General features: G+C 65.7%; 16 protein-coding genes. 10 read left to right on the top strand and 6 right to left on the bottom strand.

The window, feature by feature from the left end:
• Positions 1-16 precede the first annotated feature (16 nt).
• From arsC to MXB90_RS00155, 3 genes are read right to left on the bottom strand one after another with little or no spacing between them, the layout of a single operon-like run.
• Positions 17-346: an arsenate reductase (glutaredoxin) gene (gene arsC / locus MXB90_RS00165; protein WP_250039501.1), complete on the bottom strand. Its 330-nt coding sequence runs from the start codon at positions 344-346 to the stop codon at positions 17-19.
• Positions 337-1,362: a quinone-dependent dihydroorotate dehydrogenase gene (locus MXB90_RS00160; RefSeq protein WP_284040692.1), complete on the bottom strand. Its 1,026-nt coding sequence runs from the start codon at positions 1,360-1,362 to the stop codon at positions 337-339. The genes arsC and MXB90_RS00160 overlap by 10 nt, the downstream gene beginning before the upstream one ends.
• Before the next feature lie 29 nt (positions 1,363-1,391).
• On the bottom strand, positions 1,392-1,730 hold the full coding sequence (locus MXB90_RS00155) for a DUF952 domain-containing protein (RefSeq protein WP_250039497.1): 339 nt from the start codon (positions 1,728-1,730) through the stop codon (positions 1,392-1,394).
• A gap of 141 nt (positions 1,731-1,871) precedes the next feature.
• On the opposite strand from MXB90_RS00155, the gene MXB90_RS00150 reads away from it, so the two are divergent.
• The 10 genes from MXB90_RS00150 to paaZ all read left to right on the top strand — a co-directional run bounded on the left by MXB90_RS00150 (position 1,872) and on the right by paaZ (position 12,629).
• A complete protein-coding gene (locus tag MXB90_RS00150; protein ID WP_250039495.1) occupies positions 1,872-3,473 on the top strand; it encodes a bifunctional metallophosphatase/5'-nucleotidase in 1,602 nt (533 codons plus the stop codon).
• 151 nt (positions 3,474-3,624) lie between these two features.
• Positions 3,625-4,521, top strand: a complete 897-nt coding sequence (locus MXB90_RS00145) for a PaaX family transcriptional regulator C-terminal domain-containing protein (protein ID WP_250039493.1) — start codon at positions 3,625-3,627, stop codon at positions 4,519-4,521.
• A 176-nt stretch (positions 4,522-4,697) separates the two neighbouring features.
• On the top strand, positions 4,698-5,903 hold the full coding sequence (pcaF, locus tag MXB90_RS00140; protein ID WP_250039491.1) for a 3-oxoadipyl-CoA thiolase: 1,206 nt from the start codon (positions 4,698-4,700) through the stop codon (positions 5,901-5,903).
• A gap of 16 nt (positions 5,904-5,919) precedes the next feature.
• Positions 5,920-6,924 (top strand): 1,2-phenylacetyl-CoA epoxidase subunit PaaA, encoded by a 1,005-nt coding sequence (paaA, locus tag MXB90_RS00135; protein WP_250039489.1) that lies wholly within the window; start codon positions 5,920-5,922, stop codon positions 6,922-6,924.
• Positions 6,925-6,999: 75 nt separating this feature from the next.
• Positions 7,000-7,284, top strand: a complete 285-nt coding sequence (gene paaB / locus MXB90_RS00130) for a 1,2-phenylacetyl-CoA epoxidase subunit PaaB (RefSeq protein WP_250039487.1) — start codon at positions 7,000-7,002, stop codon at positions 7,282-7,284.
• Positions 7,284-8,135, top strand: coding sequence for a 1,2-phenylacetyl-CoA epoxidase subunit PaaC (gene paaC, locus MXB90_RS00125; RefSeq protein ID WP_250039485.1), 852 nt, complete (start codon positions 7,284-7,286; stop codon positions 8,133-8,135). Before paaB ends, paaC begins: the two co-directional genes overlap by 1 nt.
• Before the next feature lie 12 nt (positions 8,136-8,147).
• On the top strand, positions 8,148-8,672 hold the full coding sequence (gene paaD, locus MXB90_RS00120; protein WP_250039473.1) for a 1,2-phenylacetyl-CoA epoxidase subunit PaaD: 525 nt from the start codon (positions 8,148-8,150) through the stop codon (positions 8,670-8,672).
• 20 nt (positions 8,673-8,692) lie between these two features.
• Positions 8,693-9,769 (top strand): 1,2-phenylacetyl-CoA epoxidase subunit PaaE, encoded by a 1,077-nt coding sequence (gene paaE / locus MXB90_RS00115; protein WP_250039467.1) that lies wholly within the window; start codon positions 8,693-8,695, stop codon positions 9,767-9,769.
• A 20-nt stretch (positions 9,770-9,789) separates the two neighbouring features.
• Entirely contained in the window at positions 9,790-10,560 is a 771-nt protein-coding gene (locus tag MXB90_RS00110; protein ID WP_250039463.1) for a Phenylacetic acid catabolic protein, read from the top strand.
• A gap of 14 nt (positions 10,561-10,574) precedes the next feature.
• Positions 10,575-12,629, top strand: coding sequence for a phenylacetic acid degradation bifunctional protein PaaZ (gene paaZ / locus MXB90_RS00105; protein WP_250039460.1), 2,055 nt, complete (start codon positions 10,575-10,577; stop codon positions 12,627-12,629).
• Between the two features lie 119 nt (positions 12,630-12,748).
• On the opposite strand, the gene MXB90_RS00100 is transcribed toward paaZ, so the two are convergent.
• The 3 genes from MXB90_RS00100 to paaI all read right to left on the bottom strand — a co-directional run bounded on the left by MXB90_RS00100 (position 12,749) and on the right by paaI (position 15,203).
• On the bottom strand, positions 12,749-13,348 hold the full coding sequence (locus tag MXB90_RS00100) for a TetR/AcrR family transcriptional regulator (protein WP_250039450.1): 600 nt from the start codon (positions 13,346-13,348) through the stop codon (positions 12,749-12,751).
• Positions 13,349-13,438: 90 nt separating this feature from the next.
• Positions 13,439-14,749, bottom strand: a complete 1,311-nt coding sequence (gene paaK, locus MXB90_RS00095; RefSeq protein WP_250039448.1) for a phenylacetate--CoA ligase PaaK — start codon at positions 14,747-14,749, stop codon at positions 13,439-13,441.
• 28 nt (positions 14,750-14,777) lie between these two features.
• Entirely contained in the window at positions 14,778-15,203 is a 426-nt protein-coding gene (gene paaI, locus MXB90_RS00090) for a hydroxyphenylacetyl-CoA thioesterase PaaI (protein ID WP_250040508.1), read from the bottom strand.
• Between the last annotated feature and the right edge of the window lie 2 nt (positions 15,204-15,205).

Here is a 15,205-nt window from a genome sequence, read left to right as displayed (position 1 = left end):
TCGGCAAGATGAAAGGTTACAGGATCGCCAGCACGGCTTCGGGCGGGCGGCCCAGAGCCGCGGCGGTGTCGGTCAGCACCAGCGGGCGTTCGATCAGGCGCGGATCGGCGACAAGGGCGGCCAGGATGTCATCCTCGGTCGCGTCTGGGGCCAGGGGGCTGTCTTTACAGCGCATCAGGGCCGCGGCGGGCTGGCCCAGCTTGGCAAGGGCTGCGCGCAGTTCGGCCAGTGTCGGCGGGTCTTGCAGGTAAAGCCGGATGGCCGGTGTCAGGCCGCGACCTGTCAGCAGCGCCAGCGTCTCGCGCGATTTGGCGCAGCGCGGATTGTGCCAGATCGTCAGAGCCATGCGTCGCGCCCGGTGCCGACGGCGGCCGCCACCGTATCAAAGCCGTCGCGCGCCAGCAGCGCATCCAGGCCGCGCGGGATGTCGGCGGCCAGCGACAGGCCGTGATAGACCATGGCGGTATAGAATTGCACCGCCGAAGCCCCGGCGCGGATCTTTTCATAGGCCTGTTCGGGGCTGGACACACCGCCCACGCCGATCAGCGGGATGCGGCCCGCCGTCAGCCGCGACAGCTGGGCCAGGATGCGGGTGGATTTTTCGAACAGCGGCGCGCCCGAAAGCCCGCCTGCCTGATCGCGATGGGGGCTGTGCAGCCCGTCGCGCGACAGCGTGGTGTTGGTGGCGATCACCGCATCGATGCCCGAGGTCAGGGCGACTTCGGCCAGGTCTTCCAGTTCCGCGGGCGACAGGTCGGGCGCGATCTTGAGGAACACCGGGATCGGGCGGGCCAGGCCCGCGCGGGTGTCGATCACGCCGCGCAGCAGGGCGGCCAGGGCATCCTTGCCCTGCAGGTCGCGCAGCTTTTCGGTATTGGGGGAGGAGACGTTGACGGTGGCGAAATCGACATGCGGGCCGGCCACGGCCAGGACGCGGGCGAAATCGGCGGCGCGGTCGGCGCTGTCCTTGTTCGCGCCCAGATTCAGCCCGACGGGGATCCCCGTGGGGCGTTGGGCCAGCCGCGCGGCGATCGGGTCGACGCCTTCGTTGTTGAAGCCGAAGCGGTTGATGGCGGCGCGGTCCTCGGTCAGGCGGAACAGGCGTGGCTTGGGGTTGCCGGGCTGGGGCCGGGGGGTGGCGGCGCCCACCTCGATGAACCCGAAGCCCGCGCGCATCAGCGCGGCGACGGCGGTGGCGTTCTTGTCAAAGCCCGCGGCCAGGCCCACCGGATTGGGCAGGTCCAGCCCCGCAAGCCGCGTGCGCAGCCGCGCCGTGCTGACCGGGCCGGGCAGGGGCGCCAGGCCCGTGCGCAGCGCCCGGATCGACAGGCCATGCGCGGCTTCGGGGTCCATGCGGTGCATTGCCGCCAGCGCGGCGCGTTCCAGAAAGGTCACAGGGTCGCCTCGGGGAAGATATGGCCGGTGGCGCCCAGCGGCAGGGACTTGTCCCAGACCACTTCGGACAGGCGCAGCGGGCGGTAAAGGTGGGGAAACAGCGCCCCCCCGCGGGAGGGTTCCCATTTCAGCGCCGGACCCAATGTGTCGGCCTCGATTGCGACCAGCACCAGATCGCTTTCGGTGGCGAAATGTTTCGCCGCCGTCTCGGTCACCTGCGCGCCGGTCGAGAAATGGATAAAGCCATCGGCCAGATCGACCGGCGCGCCGGCGGTTTCGCCTGCGGCGCGGAAGGCATCCCATTCGGGGCGGCGGAAAATCTTGTAGATCAGCATGGCTTCCACATGCCCTTTGGGCGGGCGTTGGTCAATCCCGCGCGTGGGGCGGGGGCGCGCGATCCGGGTGAGCAAATCGAGCTTTGACTTGTTGGTCAAGCTGCCGCAACCTGAACGCGTCGTTTCCTTTCGGAGGTTCCCATGAAAGCCCGTTTCCTTGTCTCGGCTGCCGCTTTGGCGCTTACGGCCGGCGTGGCGCATGCCGATTACAAGTTGCATGTGCTGCATATCAACGATCTGCACAGCCGTATCGAATCGATCGGCAGGACCGATTCCACCTGCAACGCGGAAGGCGAGGCCAAGGGCGAATGTTTCGGCGGCATTGCCCGCGTTGCCACCAAGATCAACGAATTGCGCGATGGCCTGACGGCGGCGGGCGAGAATGTGATCGTGCTGGATGCGGGCGATCAGTTCCAGGGCAGCCTGTTCTATACCACCTACAAGGGCGTCGAGGTGGCCGAGTTCATGAACCGCATCGGCTTTGATGCGATGGCGGTGGGCAACCACGAATTCGACGACGGCCCCGAGGGGCTGGCCGGTCTGATCGAGAAGGCGGACTTCCCGATCCTTTCGGGCAACCTGGACCTGAGCCAGTCGAACCTGCTGAAGGACAAGGTGAAAAACCATGTCGTGCTGGAGGTGGGCGGCGAAAAGATCGGCATCATCTCGGCACTGGCGACCGATACGGTCGATACCGCGGCGCCCGGGCCTTCGGTGATCTTCCAGGATGAAATCGAAAGCCTGCGCGCCGATGTCGCCGCCCTTGAGGCCGAGGGCGTCAGCAAGATCATCGCGCTGACCCATGTGGGCTATCACAAGGATCAGGAAATTGCTGCCGCCGTGCCGGGGCTGGATGCGGTGGTGGGCGGGCACAGCCACACCTATCTGTCGGCCTCGGACCCGGATCGGCATGGCGCCTATCCGACCTGGGTTGATGCGGGGGCGGGGGCCATGGTGCCGGTGGTGCAGGCCTATGCCTATTCGAAATATCTGGGCCATCTGGTCCTGACCTTCGATGACTCGGGCAACCTGACCTTTGCCGAGGGCGACACGATCGTGCTGGATGCCAGCGTCACCCCCGATCCCGAAATCGCCGCCCGCGTGGCCGAGATGGGCGCGCCCATCGAGGAACTGAAGACCAGGGTGGTGGCCGAAAGCACCGCCGAGATCGACGGGTCGCGTGACAATTGCCGTCAGGTCGAATGTGCGATGGGCAATCTGGTGGCCGATGCGATGCTGGACCGGGTGCGCGCTCAGGGCGTGAGCATCGCCATCCAGAACGGCGGGGGGCTGCGGTCCTCAATCGATGCGGGGCCGGTGACGATGGGCGAGGTGCTGAGCGTTCTGCCCTTCCAGAACACGCTGTCCACCTTTGAGGCGAGGGGCTCGACCATCCTGGCCGCGCTGGAAAACGGCGCAAGCCAGGTCGAAGAGGCCGCGGGCCGTTTCGCGCAGGTGGCGGGGCTGAAATACAGCTTCGATCCGGCTCAGCCCGCCGGCAGCCGCGTGTCCGATGTGATGGTGCAGGAGGGTGACGCCTGGGTGCCGCTTGAGGCGGAAAAGGTCTATGGCGTGGTCACCAACAACTATGTCCGTCAGGGCGGCGATGGCTATCGCATGTTCGGGGCCGAGGGCATGAACGCCTATGATTACGGCCCGGATCTGGCGGATGTGACTGCGGAATACATGGCCAAGGTCGGGCCCTATACGCCGGCGCTGGATGGGCGCATCACCCGCAAGTAAGGCGTTTTCGCAAGGCAATCGGGGCGCGTGCCGACGGGCGCGCGCCTTTTTCCTGCGCGGGGCGGTGATTTGGCGCTGACATCGGGCGGGCGCCGCGGCTAGAAGGTGGCGGCCGCGCCATGCCCCGGCCGGTCAGCGCAGGAGAGCGAGGATGGTGCATCGCAGGCCAAGACCCGCCGCCCCCCCCGGGGGTGTTCTTGCCGAGGTGTTGGGCCCCGAACCACCCCGCGCGGCCAGTTTCATCGTGACGGTCTATGGCGACGTGGTCGAGCCGCGCGGCGGTGTGCTGTGGATGGGCAATCTGATCGAGATCTGCGCCAGCGTCGGCCTGAGCGAGACACTGGTGCGCACCGCCGTGTCGCGGCTTGTGGCGGCGGGGCAGTTGCAGGGCGAAAAGGACGGTCGGCGCAGCTATTACCGGCTGACGCCCGCGGCGCGGGTGGATTTTGCGCGCGCGGCGCAGCTGCTGTTCGGCCCGCCCGCGCCGGCGCAGGGCTGGGTGCTGATTGCCCGCCCGGACCCGGCGGCGCAGGCGCGGCTGGCGCGTGACGGGTTCGTGCCCTTGGGCGATGATCTGCTGATCGGTCCCGACCGGGGCCGGGCCGCGGACCTGGGGGGGATCGTGTTTCGCGCGGAACTGATCGCGGGCGCGCAGGATCTGCCCGCCTTCGCCGCCGCGCATTGGGATCTGGGCGCGCACGGCCAGGCCTATCGCGATTTCGTGGCGCGTTTCGCGCCCTTGTCGGCGACGCTGGCGCAGGGGCGGCGATTGGCGCCGCAGGACTGTCTGGTGGCGCGTCTGGCGCTGGTGCATGGCTATCGCCTGGCCCTGTTGCATGACCCGCGCCTGCCGGTTGCGGCCTTGCCCGCCGACTGGCCGGGGGCCGTGGCGCAGCGGCTGTTTGCCGAACTGTATCTGGCGTTGTCGGATGGCGCTGATTCGTATCTGGGCGCCCGGTTGACCACCGCCGAAGGCCCGCTGCCCCCCGTGACCGAGGCGACGCGCGCGCGCCTGGCGGCGTTGCGGGCCCTGGCCTGCGCAGGATAAGGCGCCGTTTTTCCGGCGCTTTCGGATCATGCGCCTGCCCTTGCCACAAAGCATCACGAAGCTATGTAGAATTTTGCTTTGCGCGTGACGCTTTTTTGTGCCATAGAATGACCGAACGGTCGGTCAATGTGGGCCTTATGCCCGCCGCGACCGAGGGGAGCCAGGGGGAGTATCGAATGACCGAAGCCTATATCTGCGATGCGGTGCGCACACCGATTGGCCGCTATGCCGGGGCGTTGGCCCAGGTGCGGGCCGATGACCTTGCCGCGCTGCCGCTGAAGGCGCTGATGGAGCGCAACCCGCAGGTAGACTGGTCGCAGGTCGACGATCTGATCTATGGCTGCGCCAACCAGGCGGGCGAAGACAACCGCAACGTGGGCCGTATGGCTGTGCTGCTGTCGGGCATGCCGATCGCGGTGCCGGGGACCACGGTGAACCGGCTGTGCGGGTCGGGGATGGATGCGGTGGGCATGGCGGCCCGCGCGATCAAGGCGGGCGATTGCGATATGGTCATCGCAGGCGGCGTCGAAAGCATGAGCCGCGCGCCCTTCGTGATGCCCAAGGCGGATACCGCCTTTTCGCGCGCCAATGCGGTCTATGACACCACGATCGGCTGGCGCTTTCCCAATCCGGCGCTGAAAAAAGTCTACGGCACCCATTCGATGCCCGAAACCGCCGACAATGTCGCAGCCGATTACAACATCAGCCGCGAAGATCAGGATGCTTTTGCGCTGCGCAGCCAGGCGCGCTGGGCCGCGGCGCAGGCGGCGGGGATCTTTGCGGATGAGATCGTGCCCGTCACCATCGCGCAGAAAAAGGGCGATCCGCTGGTGATCGACACGGATGAACATCCGCGCCCGGCCACCACCGCCGAACAGCTGGCCAAGCTGCGCGGTGTCAACGGCCCCGACCTGAGTGTCACCGCCGGCAATGCCTCGGGCGTCAATGACGGGGCTGCGGCGCTGGTCATCGCCTCGGCCGAGGCGGCGAAGGCCCAGGGCCTGACGCCGCGCGCCCGCATCGTGGCGATGGCCGCGGCGGGGGTTGAACCGCGTGTCATGGGCGTGGGCCCCGCGCCCGCGGTGCGCAAGGTGCTGGCTCGCGCCGGCATGACGCTTGACCAGATGGACGTGATCGAACTTAATGAGGCATTCGCCGCCCAGGCGCTGGCCGTGCTGCGCGATCTGGGCCTGCCCGACGATGCGGCCCATGTGAACCCGAACGGCGGCGCCATCGCCCTTGGCCATCCCCTGGGGATGAGCGGCGCAAGGCTTGTGACGACCGCGATGTATCAGCTTCACCGCACCGGCGGGCGCTACGCGCTTTGCACCATGTGCATCGGGGTGGGGCAGGGCATCGCCATTATCATTGAACGCGTGTGAACAGGAGGTAGCCGCGATGTACGCACAAATGGTCAAGACCGACGCCGACCGCGTCAAGTCGCTGGAAGAAATGTCGCCCGAGGAGCGCGCGTTCCAGGAACGCATCGACCGCGGCGAAAAGATCGAGCCGAAGGAATGGATGCCCGAGGCCTATCGCAAGACGCTGATCCGCCAGATCGGCCAGCACGCGCATTCCGAAATCGTCGGTCAGCTGCCCGAGGGCAACTGGATCACCCGCGCCCCCACGCTGGAACGCAAGGCGATCCTGCTGGCCAAGGTCCAGGATGAGGCGGGCCACGGCCTGTATCTGTATTGCGCCGCCGAAACGCTGGGCGTCAGCCGCGATGAGCTGCTGGACAAGCTGCACAGCGGCAAGATGAAATATTCCTCGATCTTCAACTATCCCACGCTGAACTGGGCCGATATCGGCGCGGTGGGCTGGCTGGTGGATGGCGCCGCGATCATGAACCAGGTGCCGCTGCAGCGCACCAGCTTTGGCCCCTACAGCCGCGCCATGATCCGGATCTGCAAGGAGGAATCCTTCCACCAGCGCCAGGGCTATGACATCATGATGAAGATGGCCCAGGGCACGCCCGAACAGAAGGCGATGGCGCAGGATGCGCTGAACCGCTTCTGGTATCCGGCGCTGATGATGTTCGGCCCGTCCGATGCGGAATCGGTGCATTCGGCACAGTCGATGGCCTGGAAGATCAAGATCAACACCAATGACGAACTGCGCCAGAAATTCGTCGATCAGACCGTGCCGCAGGCCGAATATCTGGGCCTGTCGATCCCCGACCCGGATCTGAAGTGGAACGAGGAAAAGGGCGGCTATGACTTCAGCCAGCCCGACTGGTCGGAATTCTTCGACGTGATCGCCGGCAATGGCCCGTGCAACAAGGAACGCCTGGGCGCCCGCGTCAAGGCCTGGGAAGACGGCGAATGGTTCCGCGACGGTCTGGTCGCCCATGCCAAGAAGGCCGAGGCGCGTCGCGCCGCCGCGAAGATCGCGGCCGAATAAGACACCGATCCCGGGCGGCGGCCCCGCCGCCCATCCACAGCCAGACTTAGGCCCGTTTTCGGGAGGAGAAAACTCATGTCCAGCGAATGGCCCCTCTGGGAGGTCTTTATCCGTGGCCAGCACGGCCTGAACCACCGCCATGTCGGCAGCCTGCATGCGCCGGATGCGGAAATGGCGATCAAGAACGCCCGCGACGTCTATACCCGTCGCAACGAGGGCGTGTCGATCTGGGTCGTGAAGTCGAACGACATCACCGCGTCCAGCCCTTCGGACAAGGGGCCGCTGTTTGAGCCGTCGAATTCCAAGGTCTATCGTCACCCGACCTTCTTCGACATTCCTGAAGAAGTGGGGCATATGTGATGCCGTCGCTTCCCGATATGACCACCCCGAATGTCGAGGCGCTGGCGGCGCGTGCCGCCGCCGCGCAAGGCACCGCGCGCCCGGGCGATGCGCCCGAACTGCAGGCGGCCTTTTTTGAATTCCTGACCCGGATGGGCGACAACACCCTGGTCCTGGGCCATCGCGTGTCGGAATGGTGCGGCCATTCCCCCGTGCTGGAGGAAGACATCGCGCTGGCCAACACCGCGCTGGACCTGATCGGGCAGACGCAGCTGTGGCTGGGTCTGGCAGGCGAGATCGAGGGCAAGGGCCGCAGCGCGGACAACCTGGCCTATCTGCGCGATGCGGCGCAATTCCGCAACGTGCTGCTGGTGGAACGGCCCAATGGCGATTTCGGCAACACGCTGATGCGCCAGTTCCTGTTCGACGCCTGGCATCTTGAAATGTTGAAGGCGCTGGAAAAATCCACCGATCCGCGCGTGGCCGAAATTGCGGCCAAGGCGGTGAAAGAGGTGGCCTATCACCTGGAACGGTCGGCCGATCTGGTAATCCGTCTGGGCGACGGCACCGAGGAAAGCCACACCCGGATGCAAAACGCGCTGGACGATCAGTGGGCCTATACGGGCGAGCTGTTCCTGGCCGATGAGGCCGACCGCGCGGTGGCGGCGGCGGGCATCGCGCCCGATCTGCAGGCGCTGAAGGCGGGCTGGGATGCGGTGGTGGCCGATGTGCTGGAACAGGCGACGCTGAAGGCGCCGACCGCAGGGTATATGCACAAGGGCGGCAAGCGCGGCGTGCATACCGAGCATCTGGGCTTTATCCTGGCGGATATGCAGTTCCTGCAGCGCGCCTATCCCGGCGCGACCTGGTAAGGGGGGCGGGCGATGAGCACCCCGACCCTGCCCTCGACCGAGCAGGTCTGGCGCTGGCTGTCCGAGGTGCCGGACCCGGAAATCCCGGTGATCAGCCTGACCGACCTGGGCATCATCCGCGATGTCGCCTGGGACGGTGAGACGCTGGTGGTGACGGTGACGCCGACCTATTCGGGCTGCCCCGCCACCAGCATCATCAACCTGGACATCGAAAAGGCGCTGCGTGACCACGGCATCGAAAAGCTGCGGCTTGAACGCCGGCTGTCGCCGCCCTGGACCACCGACTGGATCAGCGATGAGGGGCGTGAAAAGCTGCGTGCCTATGGCATCGCGCCCCCCGTCGATGGCACCGCCGCCGATGGCCGGCTGATGGGCCGGGTGAACCGGCTGGCCGGAACCTCGAACCTGGTCATCACCTGCCCGCATTGCGGATCGACCCATACCGAGAAAGTCAGCCAGTTCGGCTCGACGCCCTGCAAGGCATCGTATCGCTGCAAGGACTGTCTGGAACCCTTCGACTATTTCAAATGCATCTGAGGATGCGGAGGTAACGCCACATGGCACGTTTCCACCCCCTTGAGGTCACCGATGTGCGCCGCGAAACCCGCGATGCGGTCGTGGTCACGCTGAAGCCGCGCGCCGAGGACGCCGCCGCTTTCGATTTCACCCAAGGCCAGTATCTGACCTTTCGCCGCGATTTCGACGGTGAGGAACTGCGCCGGTCCTATTCGATCTGCGCCGGCAAGGACGAAGGCGTCCTGAAGGTCGGGATCAAGCGGGTCGATGGCGGCGCCTTTTCGACCTGGGCCAATGAAAACCTGCGCCCGGGCGATACGCTGGATGCGATGCCGCCGATGGGTCGGTTCTACACGGATATCGACCCGGTCGCCGACAAGCATTACCTTGGCTTTGCCGGGGGGTCAGGGATCACGCCGGTGCTGTCGATCATCAAGACGGTGCTGGCGCGCGAACCGCAATCGCGTTTCACGCTGGTCTATGCAAACCGCCAGATCAACACGATCATGTTCCGCGAAGAGCTGGAAGATCTGAAGAACCTGTATCTGGGTCGCTTCTCGGTGATCCATGTGCTGGAACAGGAAGGCCAGGAAATCGACCTGTTCACCGGCCGGATCGACGCGGACAAGATGACCGCGCTGTTTGATCGCTGGATCGACCCCAAATCGGTCGATACCGCCTTCATCTGCGGGCCCGAGCCGATGATGCTGGCGATCGCGGCCAGCCTGCGCGCGCATGGCCTGGACGATACCCAGATCAAGTTCGAACTGTTCGCCAGCAGCCAGCCGGGCCGCGCCAAGGCCAAGGCCGTGTCGCAGCAGGCGATCGCGCCCGGCAGCGGCACCGCCGCCACCGTCACGCTGGATGGCGCCACCCGCAGCTTTGAAATGCCGCGCCAGGGCCAAAGCATCCTTGATGCCGCGCTGGGGGCGAACATGGACGCGCCCTATTCCTGCAAGGCCGGGGTCTGTTCGACCTGCCGCTGCAAGGTGCTGGAGGGTGAGGTCGAGATGGCGATCAACCACGCGCTGGAAGATTATGAGGTGCGCGCGGGCTATGTCCTTAGCTGCCAGGCCTTCCCGCTGACCGACAAGGTCGTCGTCAGCTACGACGAATGAAGGGCGAAAGGGAGGAACCCATGTCCGACACCAATACTTCCGACACGATGAACATCGACGACTATCTGGCGCAGGGCGGGGTGCTGACCTCGCCGGCCAATGTGCCCGCCCGCTATCGGGGCGAACTGATGCGGCTGATGTCGTCCTTCGTGGACAGCGAACTGGCCGGATCGGCGGGCTTTGCCAGCTCGATCAACTTTGCGCCGGGCATCAAGGAACGTATCGCGGCCAGCCGGATCACGCTGGAAAAGGCCGATCACGCCGAACGTGTGCTGGATGTGATGGGCAGCTTCGGCACCGATACCGCGCGCTATCAGGGCCAGCATGACTGGGCCGCGCGCGTGGCCCGCGATGCCGATCTGGGCGCAGTGCGCCAGGGCGGCGACATGCGTCTGTCGGTGTTCCATTATCCGATCACCGGCTGGACCGATGCGGTGGTGATGAACGTGCTGATGGGCCTTGCGACCGGGGTCCAGATGACCGAGCTGACACGCCTGTCCTATGCGCCGCTGGCCGAGATCTTCCGCGAGATCGCCCCGCGTGAGGCGCGCCATGCCGATCTGGGCCTGGAAGGTCTGGAACGGATCGCCGCCATTGCGGATGGTCAGGCCGCGGCCCGCGCCGTGATCGCCTACTGGCGCCCGCGAGTCGCCGCGACTTTCGGCACCGCCGGATCGGCGCGCTTTGACATGCTGCGCCGGCTTGGCCTGCGCCGCCAGCCCAATGAGGCCCTTCTGGCCGCCTGGAACGCCCGCGTCGATGAAAAGCTCGCGGCGCTGAACCTGAACTGAACGAGGAAGACCTGATGACCGTCACGATCCGCGCACCGCGCCGACTGGAAAGTTTTGTCTGCGGGGAATGGACCCGTGGCGCGAAGGAAGGCGTGCCGCTTCTGAATGCCGCGACGGGGGAACCCGTCGCGTTCATCGATTCCACCGGGCTTGATTTCAAGGCCGCGCTGGACTGGGGCCGTGACAAGGGCGGGCGCGCGCTGCGCGCCATGTCCTTCCATGACCGCGCGCAGATGCTCAAGGCGCTTGGCCTGAAGCTGATGGAGATGAAAGAGGAATTCTATGCCGAAAGCCTTGCCACCGGCGCGACCCGGGCCGATGCCTGGATCGACATCGAAGGCGGTATCGGCACGCTTCTGACTTTTGCGTCAAAGGGGCGGCGCGAATTGCCCAACACGCGCGTTCTGATCGATGGCGATGTGGAACTGCTGTCCAAGGATGCCAGCTTTTCGGCGCAGCACATCCTGACCCCGCTGCACGGGATCGCGATCCATATCAACGCCTTCAACTTCCCCTGCTGGGGGATGCTTGAAAAGATCGGGCCGAACCTGCTGGCGGGCGTGCCCTGCCTGATCAAGCCCGCGTCGCAGACCGCCTATCTGACCGAGCTGATGGTGCGCCGGATGATCGAAACGGGCATCCTGCCCGAAGGTGCGCTGCAGCTGGTATCGGGATCGGTGGGCGACATGCTGGACCATGTCGGCGTGCAGGACGCGGTGACCTTTACCGGATCGGCCTGGACCGGGCGCAAGCTGAAGACCCACCCCGCCATCATCGAGAACTCGGTCCGCTTCACGATGGAGGCCGACAGCCTGAACGCCTCGATCCTGGGGCCGGATGCGGTGCCCGGAACTGAGGAATTCGACCTGTTCGTCAAGGAAGTCGCGCGTGAAATGACGGTGAAGGCGGGGCAGAAATGCACCGCGATCCGCCGCGTGATCGCGCCGCGCGCGCAGGTGCAGGCGCTGGTCGCGGCGCTGGGCGACCGGCTGGGCAAGACCGCGCTGGGCGATCCGTCGGTGGATGGCACCCGCATGGGGCCGCTGGCCAGCCTTGATCAGCGTGATGAGGTCCGCGCGCGGATCAAGGACCTGCAGGCCGATGCCGAAATCGTCGCCGGCAACCCCGATGAGGTCCGCGTGGCCTCGGGCGATGCGGAAAAGGGCGCCTTCGTGAACCCGGTCCTGCTGTATTGCGACAAGCCCTTTGCCGCCAGCGCCGTGCATGATGTCGAGGCCTTCGGCCCGGTGTCCACGGTCATGCCCTATGACACGCTCGAGGAGGCGGTCGACCTGGCGCAGCGCGGCAAGGGGTCGCTGGTCGCCTCGGTCTTCACCAATGACAAGACCGTCGCCGAAGAGGTCGTGATCGGCATGGCACCGTTCCACGGGCGCGTGCTGATCGGCAACCGCGCCTCGGCCAAGACCTCAACGGGGCATGGCTCGCCGCTGGCGGGGCTGGTCCACGGCGGGCCGGGCCGCGCGGGCGGCGGCGAGGAAATGGGCGGCATCCGCGGCGTCAAACACTATATGCAGCGCACCGCGGTGCAGGGCGCGCCGCGGCTGTTGTCGGCCGTCACCGGGCGCTGGATCGAAGGCGCCGATGCGCAGCAGGGCGAACATCCGTTCCGCAAATCGCTGCAGGATTTGAAGATCGGCGATCAGCTGATCACCGCCGCGCGCCAGGTCACGCAGGAAGATGTGGAACATTTCGCCCATTTCACCGGCGATACCTTCTACGCGCACATGGACAGCGCGGCGGCCAAGGCCAACCCGTTCTTTGACGACCGGGTGGCACATGGTTATCTGATCGCCTCTTTCGCGGCCGGCCTGTTCGTCGAACCGAACCCCGGCCCGGTGCTGGCCAATTACGGCGTCGACAACCTGCGCTTCCTGACCCCGGTCTATTTCGGCGACACGCTTCAGGTCCGCCTGACCTGCAAGGAAATCAACCCCCGCGCCACCGCCGAACATGGCGAGGTGCGCTGGGATTGCCAGGTCACCAATCAGAACGGGGCCGTGGTCGCGCAATATGACGTGCTGACCATGGTCGCCAAGACCTGGGGCTGATCGCCCAAAAAACAGGCGCCGCACCCCGGGGCAGGGCGCGGCGCCTGTTTCATCTTGCAACAAATACCTCCGCCGGAGGCTTCGCCGGTTTCGCCCGCGTGAAGGCCGGGCAGGGGGGCTTAGCGCACCGCCTTGATCCCTTCCAGGATCAGCGTTGTCGCCACATCGGCGTAATCCTCGCGCGTGATCGGGCCGCCATCGCGGAACCACATGTAGACCCAGTTCATCATGCCGAACAGCGACATCGTCACCGGCATCAGCAGCGGGCGGGCCTTGTCGTCCAGCGCGGGGTTGATGTCGCGCAGCACGGCGGCAAAGCGTTTGACGATGCGCCGTTCGATCGCGTGGATTTCGGCGCGCTGGTCGTCGGTCAGGGCGCTGGTGGCGTTCAGCTGCACCTTGTGTTCGTTATCTGCCCCGCGATAGCTTTCCAGCACCGCGCTGACCAGCCGGTGCAGGCGCAGGGCGGGGGGCAGGTCGGGGGCGTCGGCCTCGGCGATCGCTTCTTCCAGGTCGGCCAGATGGGTGTGGATGATCGCAAAGATCAGCGCGTCCTTGCTGGGATAATAGTGGTAAAGCAGGGCCTTGGACACCTGTGAATGGCTGGCGATCTGCGCCATCGAGGCTTTGTCCATTCCCTGTTCGGCGAAAACTGCCGCGGCACTCAAAAGGATACTGTGCTGTTTCTCTTCGAAATCGCTCGCGCGGGTCCGTGCCATGGTCTTCCTGTTCCGTTCTGCCCGAAAAAAATGGGAGGGCGGTTCCGCCCCCCCCTATACATCGCGCGCCCGGGCGATGTCACGCGCGCGTCATTCCTTGGGGCGGTTGTCGATGACGCGTTTGGCCTTGCCTTCGGACCGGGCGATCATTTCGGGATCGCAGACGTTGATCCGGGTTGATACGCCGACCACCGCCTTGATGTGATGGGCCAGTTCCTTGGCCGCGGCCTCGCGCGCGGCGGCGTCGGTGTGGCCCAGGGCGCATTCGACATGGACGGTCAGATTGTCCATCCGGCCCGCGCGGTTCAGTTCCAGCTGGAAATGCGGCGCCAGGCCCTTGCATTTCAGGATCTGTTCCTCGATCTGGGTCGGGAAGACGTTGACCCCGCGCAGGATGATCATGTCGTCGCTGCGCCCGGTGATCTTGTCGATCCGGCGCATGGACCGTGCGGTGCCGGGCAGCAGGCGGGTCAGGTCGCGGGTGCGATAGCGCACCATCGGCAGGCCTTCCTTGGTCAGCGTGGTGAACACCAGCTCGCCCATTTCGCCATCGGGCAGAACCTCGCCCGTCACCGGGTCGATGATTTCCGGGTAGAAGTGGTCTTCCCAGATGTGCAGGCCGTCCTTGGTTTCCACGCATTCCTGCGCGACGCCGGGGCCCATCACCTCGGACAGGCCATAGATGTCCACGGCATGCATGTCGAAGGCATCCTGGATTTCCTGACGCATCGCGTTGGTCCAGGGTTCGGCACCGAAGATCCCGACCTTGAGCGAGCTTTCACGCGGGTCAAGGCCCTGGCGGCGGAATTCATCCAGGATCGACAGCATGTAGGACGGCGTCACCATGATGATGCGCGGCTTGAAATCGGTGATCAGCGTGACCTGGCGTTCGGTCTGCCCGCCGGAAATCGGCACCACCGTGCAGCCCAACCGTTCCGCGCCGTAATGCGCGCCAAGGCCGCCGGTGAACAGGCCGTAGCCATAGGCATTGTGCAGGATGTCGCCGGGGCGGCCACCGGCCGCGCGGATCGAACGCGCGATCAGGTTGGCCCAGACATCGATGTCATTGGCGGTATAGCCCACCACCGTCGGCTTGCCCGTGGTGCCGGACGATCCGTGGATACGCACCAGTTTCGTCTGCGGCACGGCGAACATGCCGAAGGGATAGGTGTCGCGCAGATCCTGCTTGGTCGTGAAGGGGAACTTGGCGATATCGGCCAGCGTCTTCAGATCTTCGGGATGGACGTCATGGGCGATGAACTGCTTGCGGTAGAAGGGCGAGTTCTCGAACGCATGTTTCAGCGAGCGTTTCATGCGGTGGAACTGCAGTGCCGCGATTTCATCGCGCGAGGCGATCTCGATCGGGTCCAGATCCTGCTTGCGGGGGGTAAGGTCTTCCATGGGTCCTCCCTTTGGAAAGCGATGCCGGTCAGACCGGCAGGTGGGTGCCTTTGACCATGCGCGAATGGCCACGGAATTCGGCCACGTGCACACCGTCCTGATTGGTGATGCGGATGTCATAGATCCCGGACCGGCCGCGGCGGGAAACCTCGCGCGCGGTGGCGGTCAGCCGGTCGCCGATGCGCACCGGGTTGAGATAGGAGATCGAGCAATGCTGCCCGACGACCACGTCGTTGTAGCTGTTGCAGGCGAAGGCAAAGGCCGAATCGGCCAGCGTGAAGATATAGCCGCCGTGGCAATTGCCGTGCCCGTTGGACATGTCGGCGGTGATCGTCATCGACAACGTGGCCTGCCCCGGGGCGACATGATCCAGCGCCATGCCCAGCCGCTGGCTGGCGGAATCGTCGTTCCACATCGCGCGGGCCGAAGCCTCGGCCAGTTCCTGCGGCGTCATCT

The organism is Phaeovulum molybdatiresistens (assembly GCF_023544865.1).
GTDB lineage: Bacteria > Pseudomonadota > Alphaproteobacteria > Rhodobacterales > Rhodobacteraceae > Pontitalea.
The sequence above is the reverse complement of the archived record's forward strand: the minus strand, read 5'-3'. Positions and strand labels throughout refer to the sequence as shown.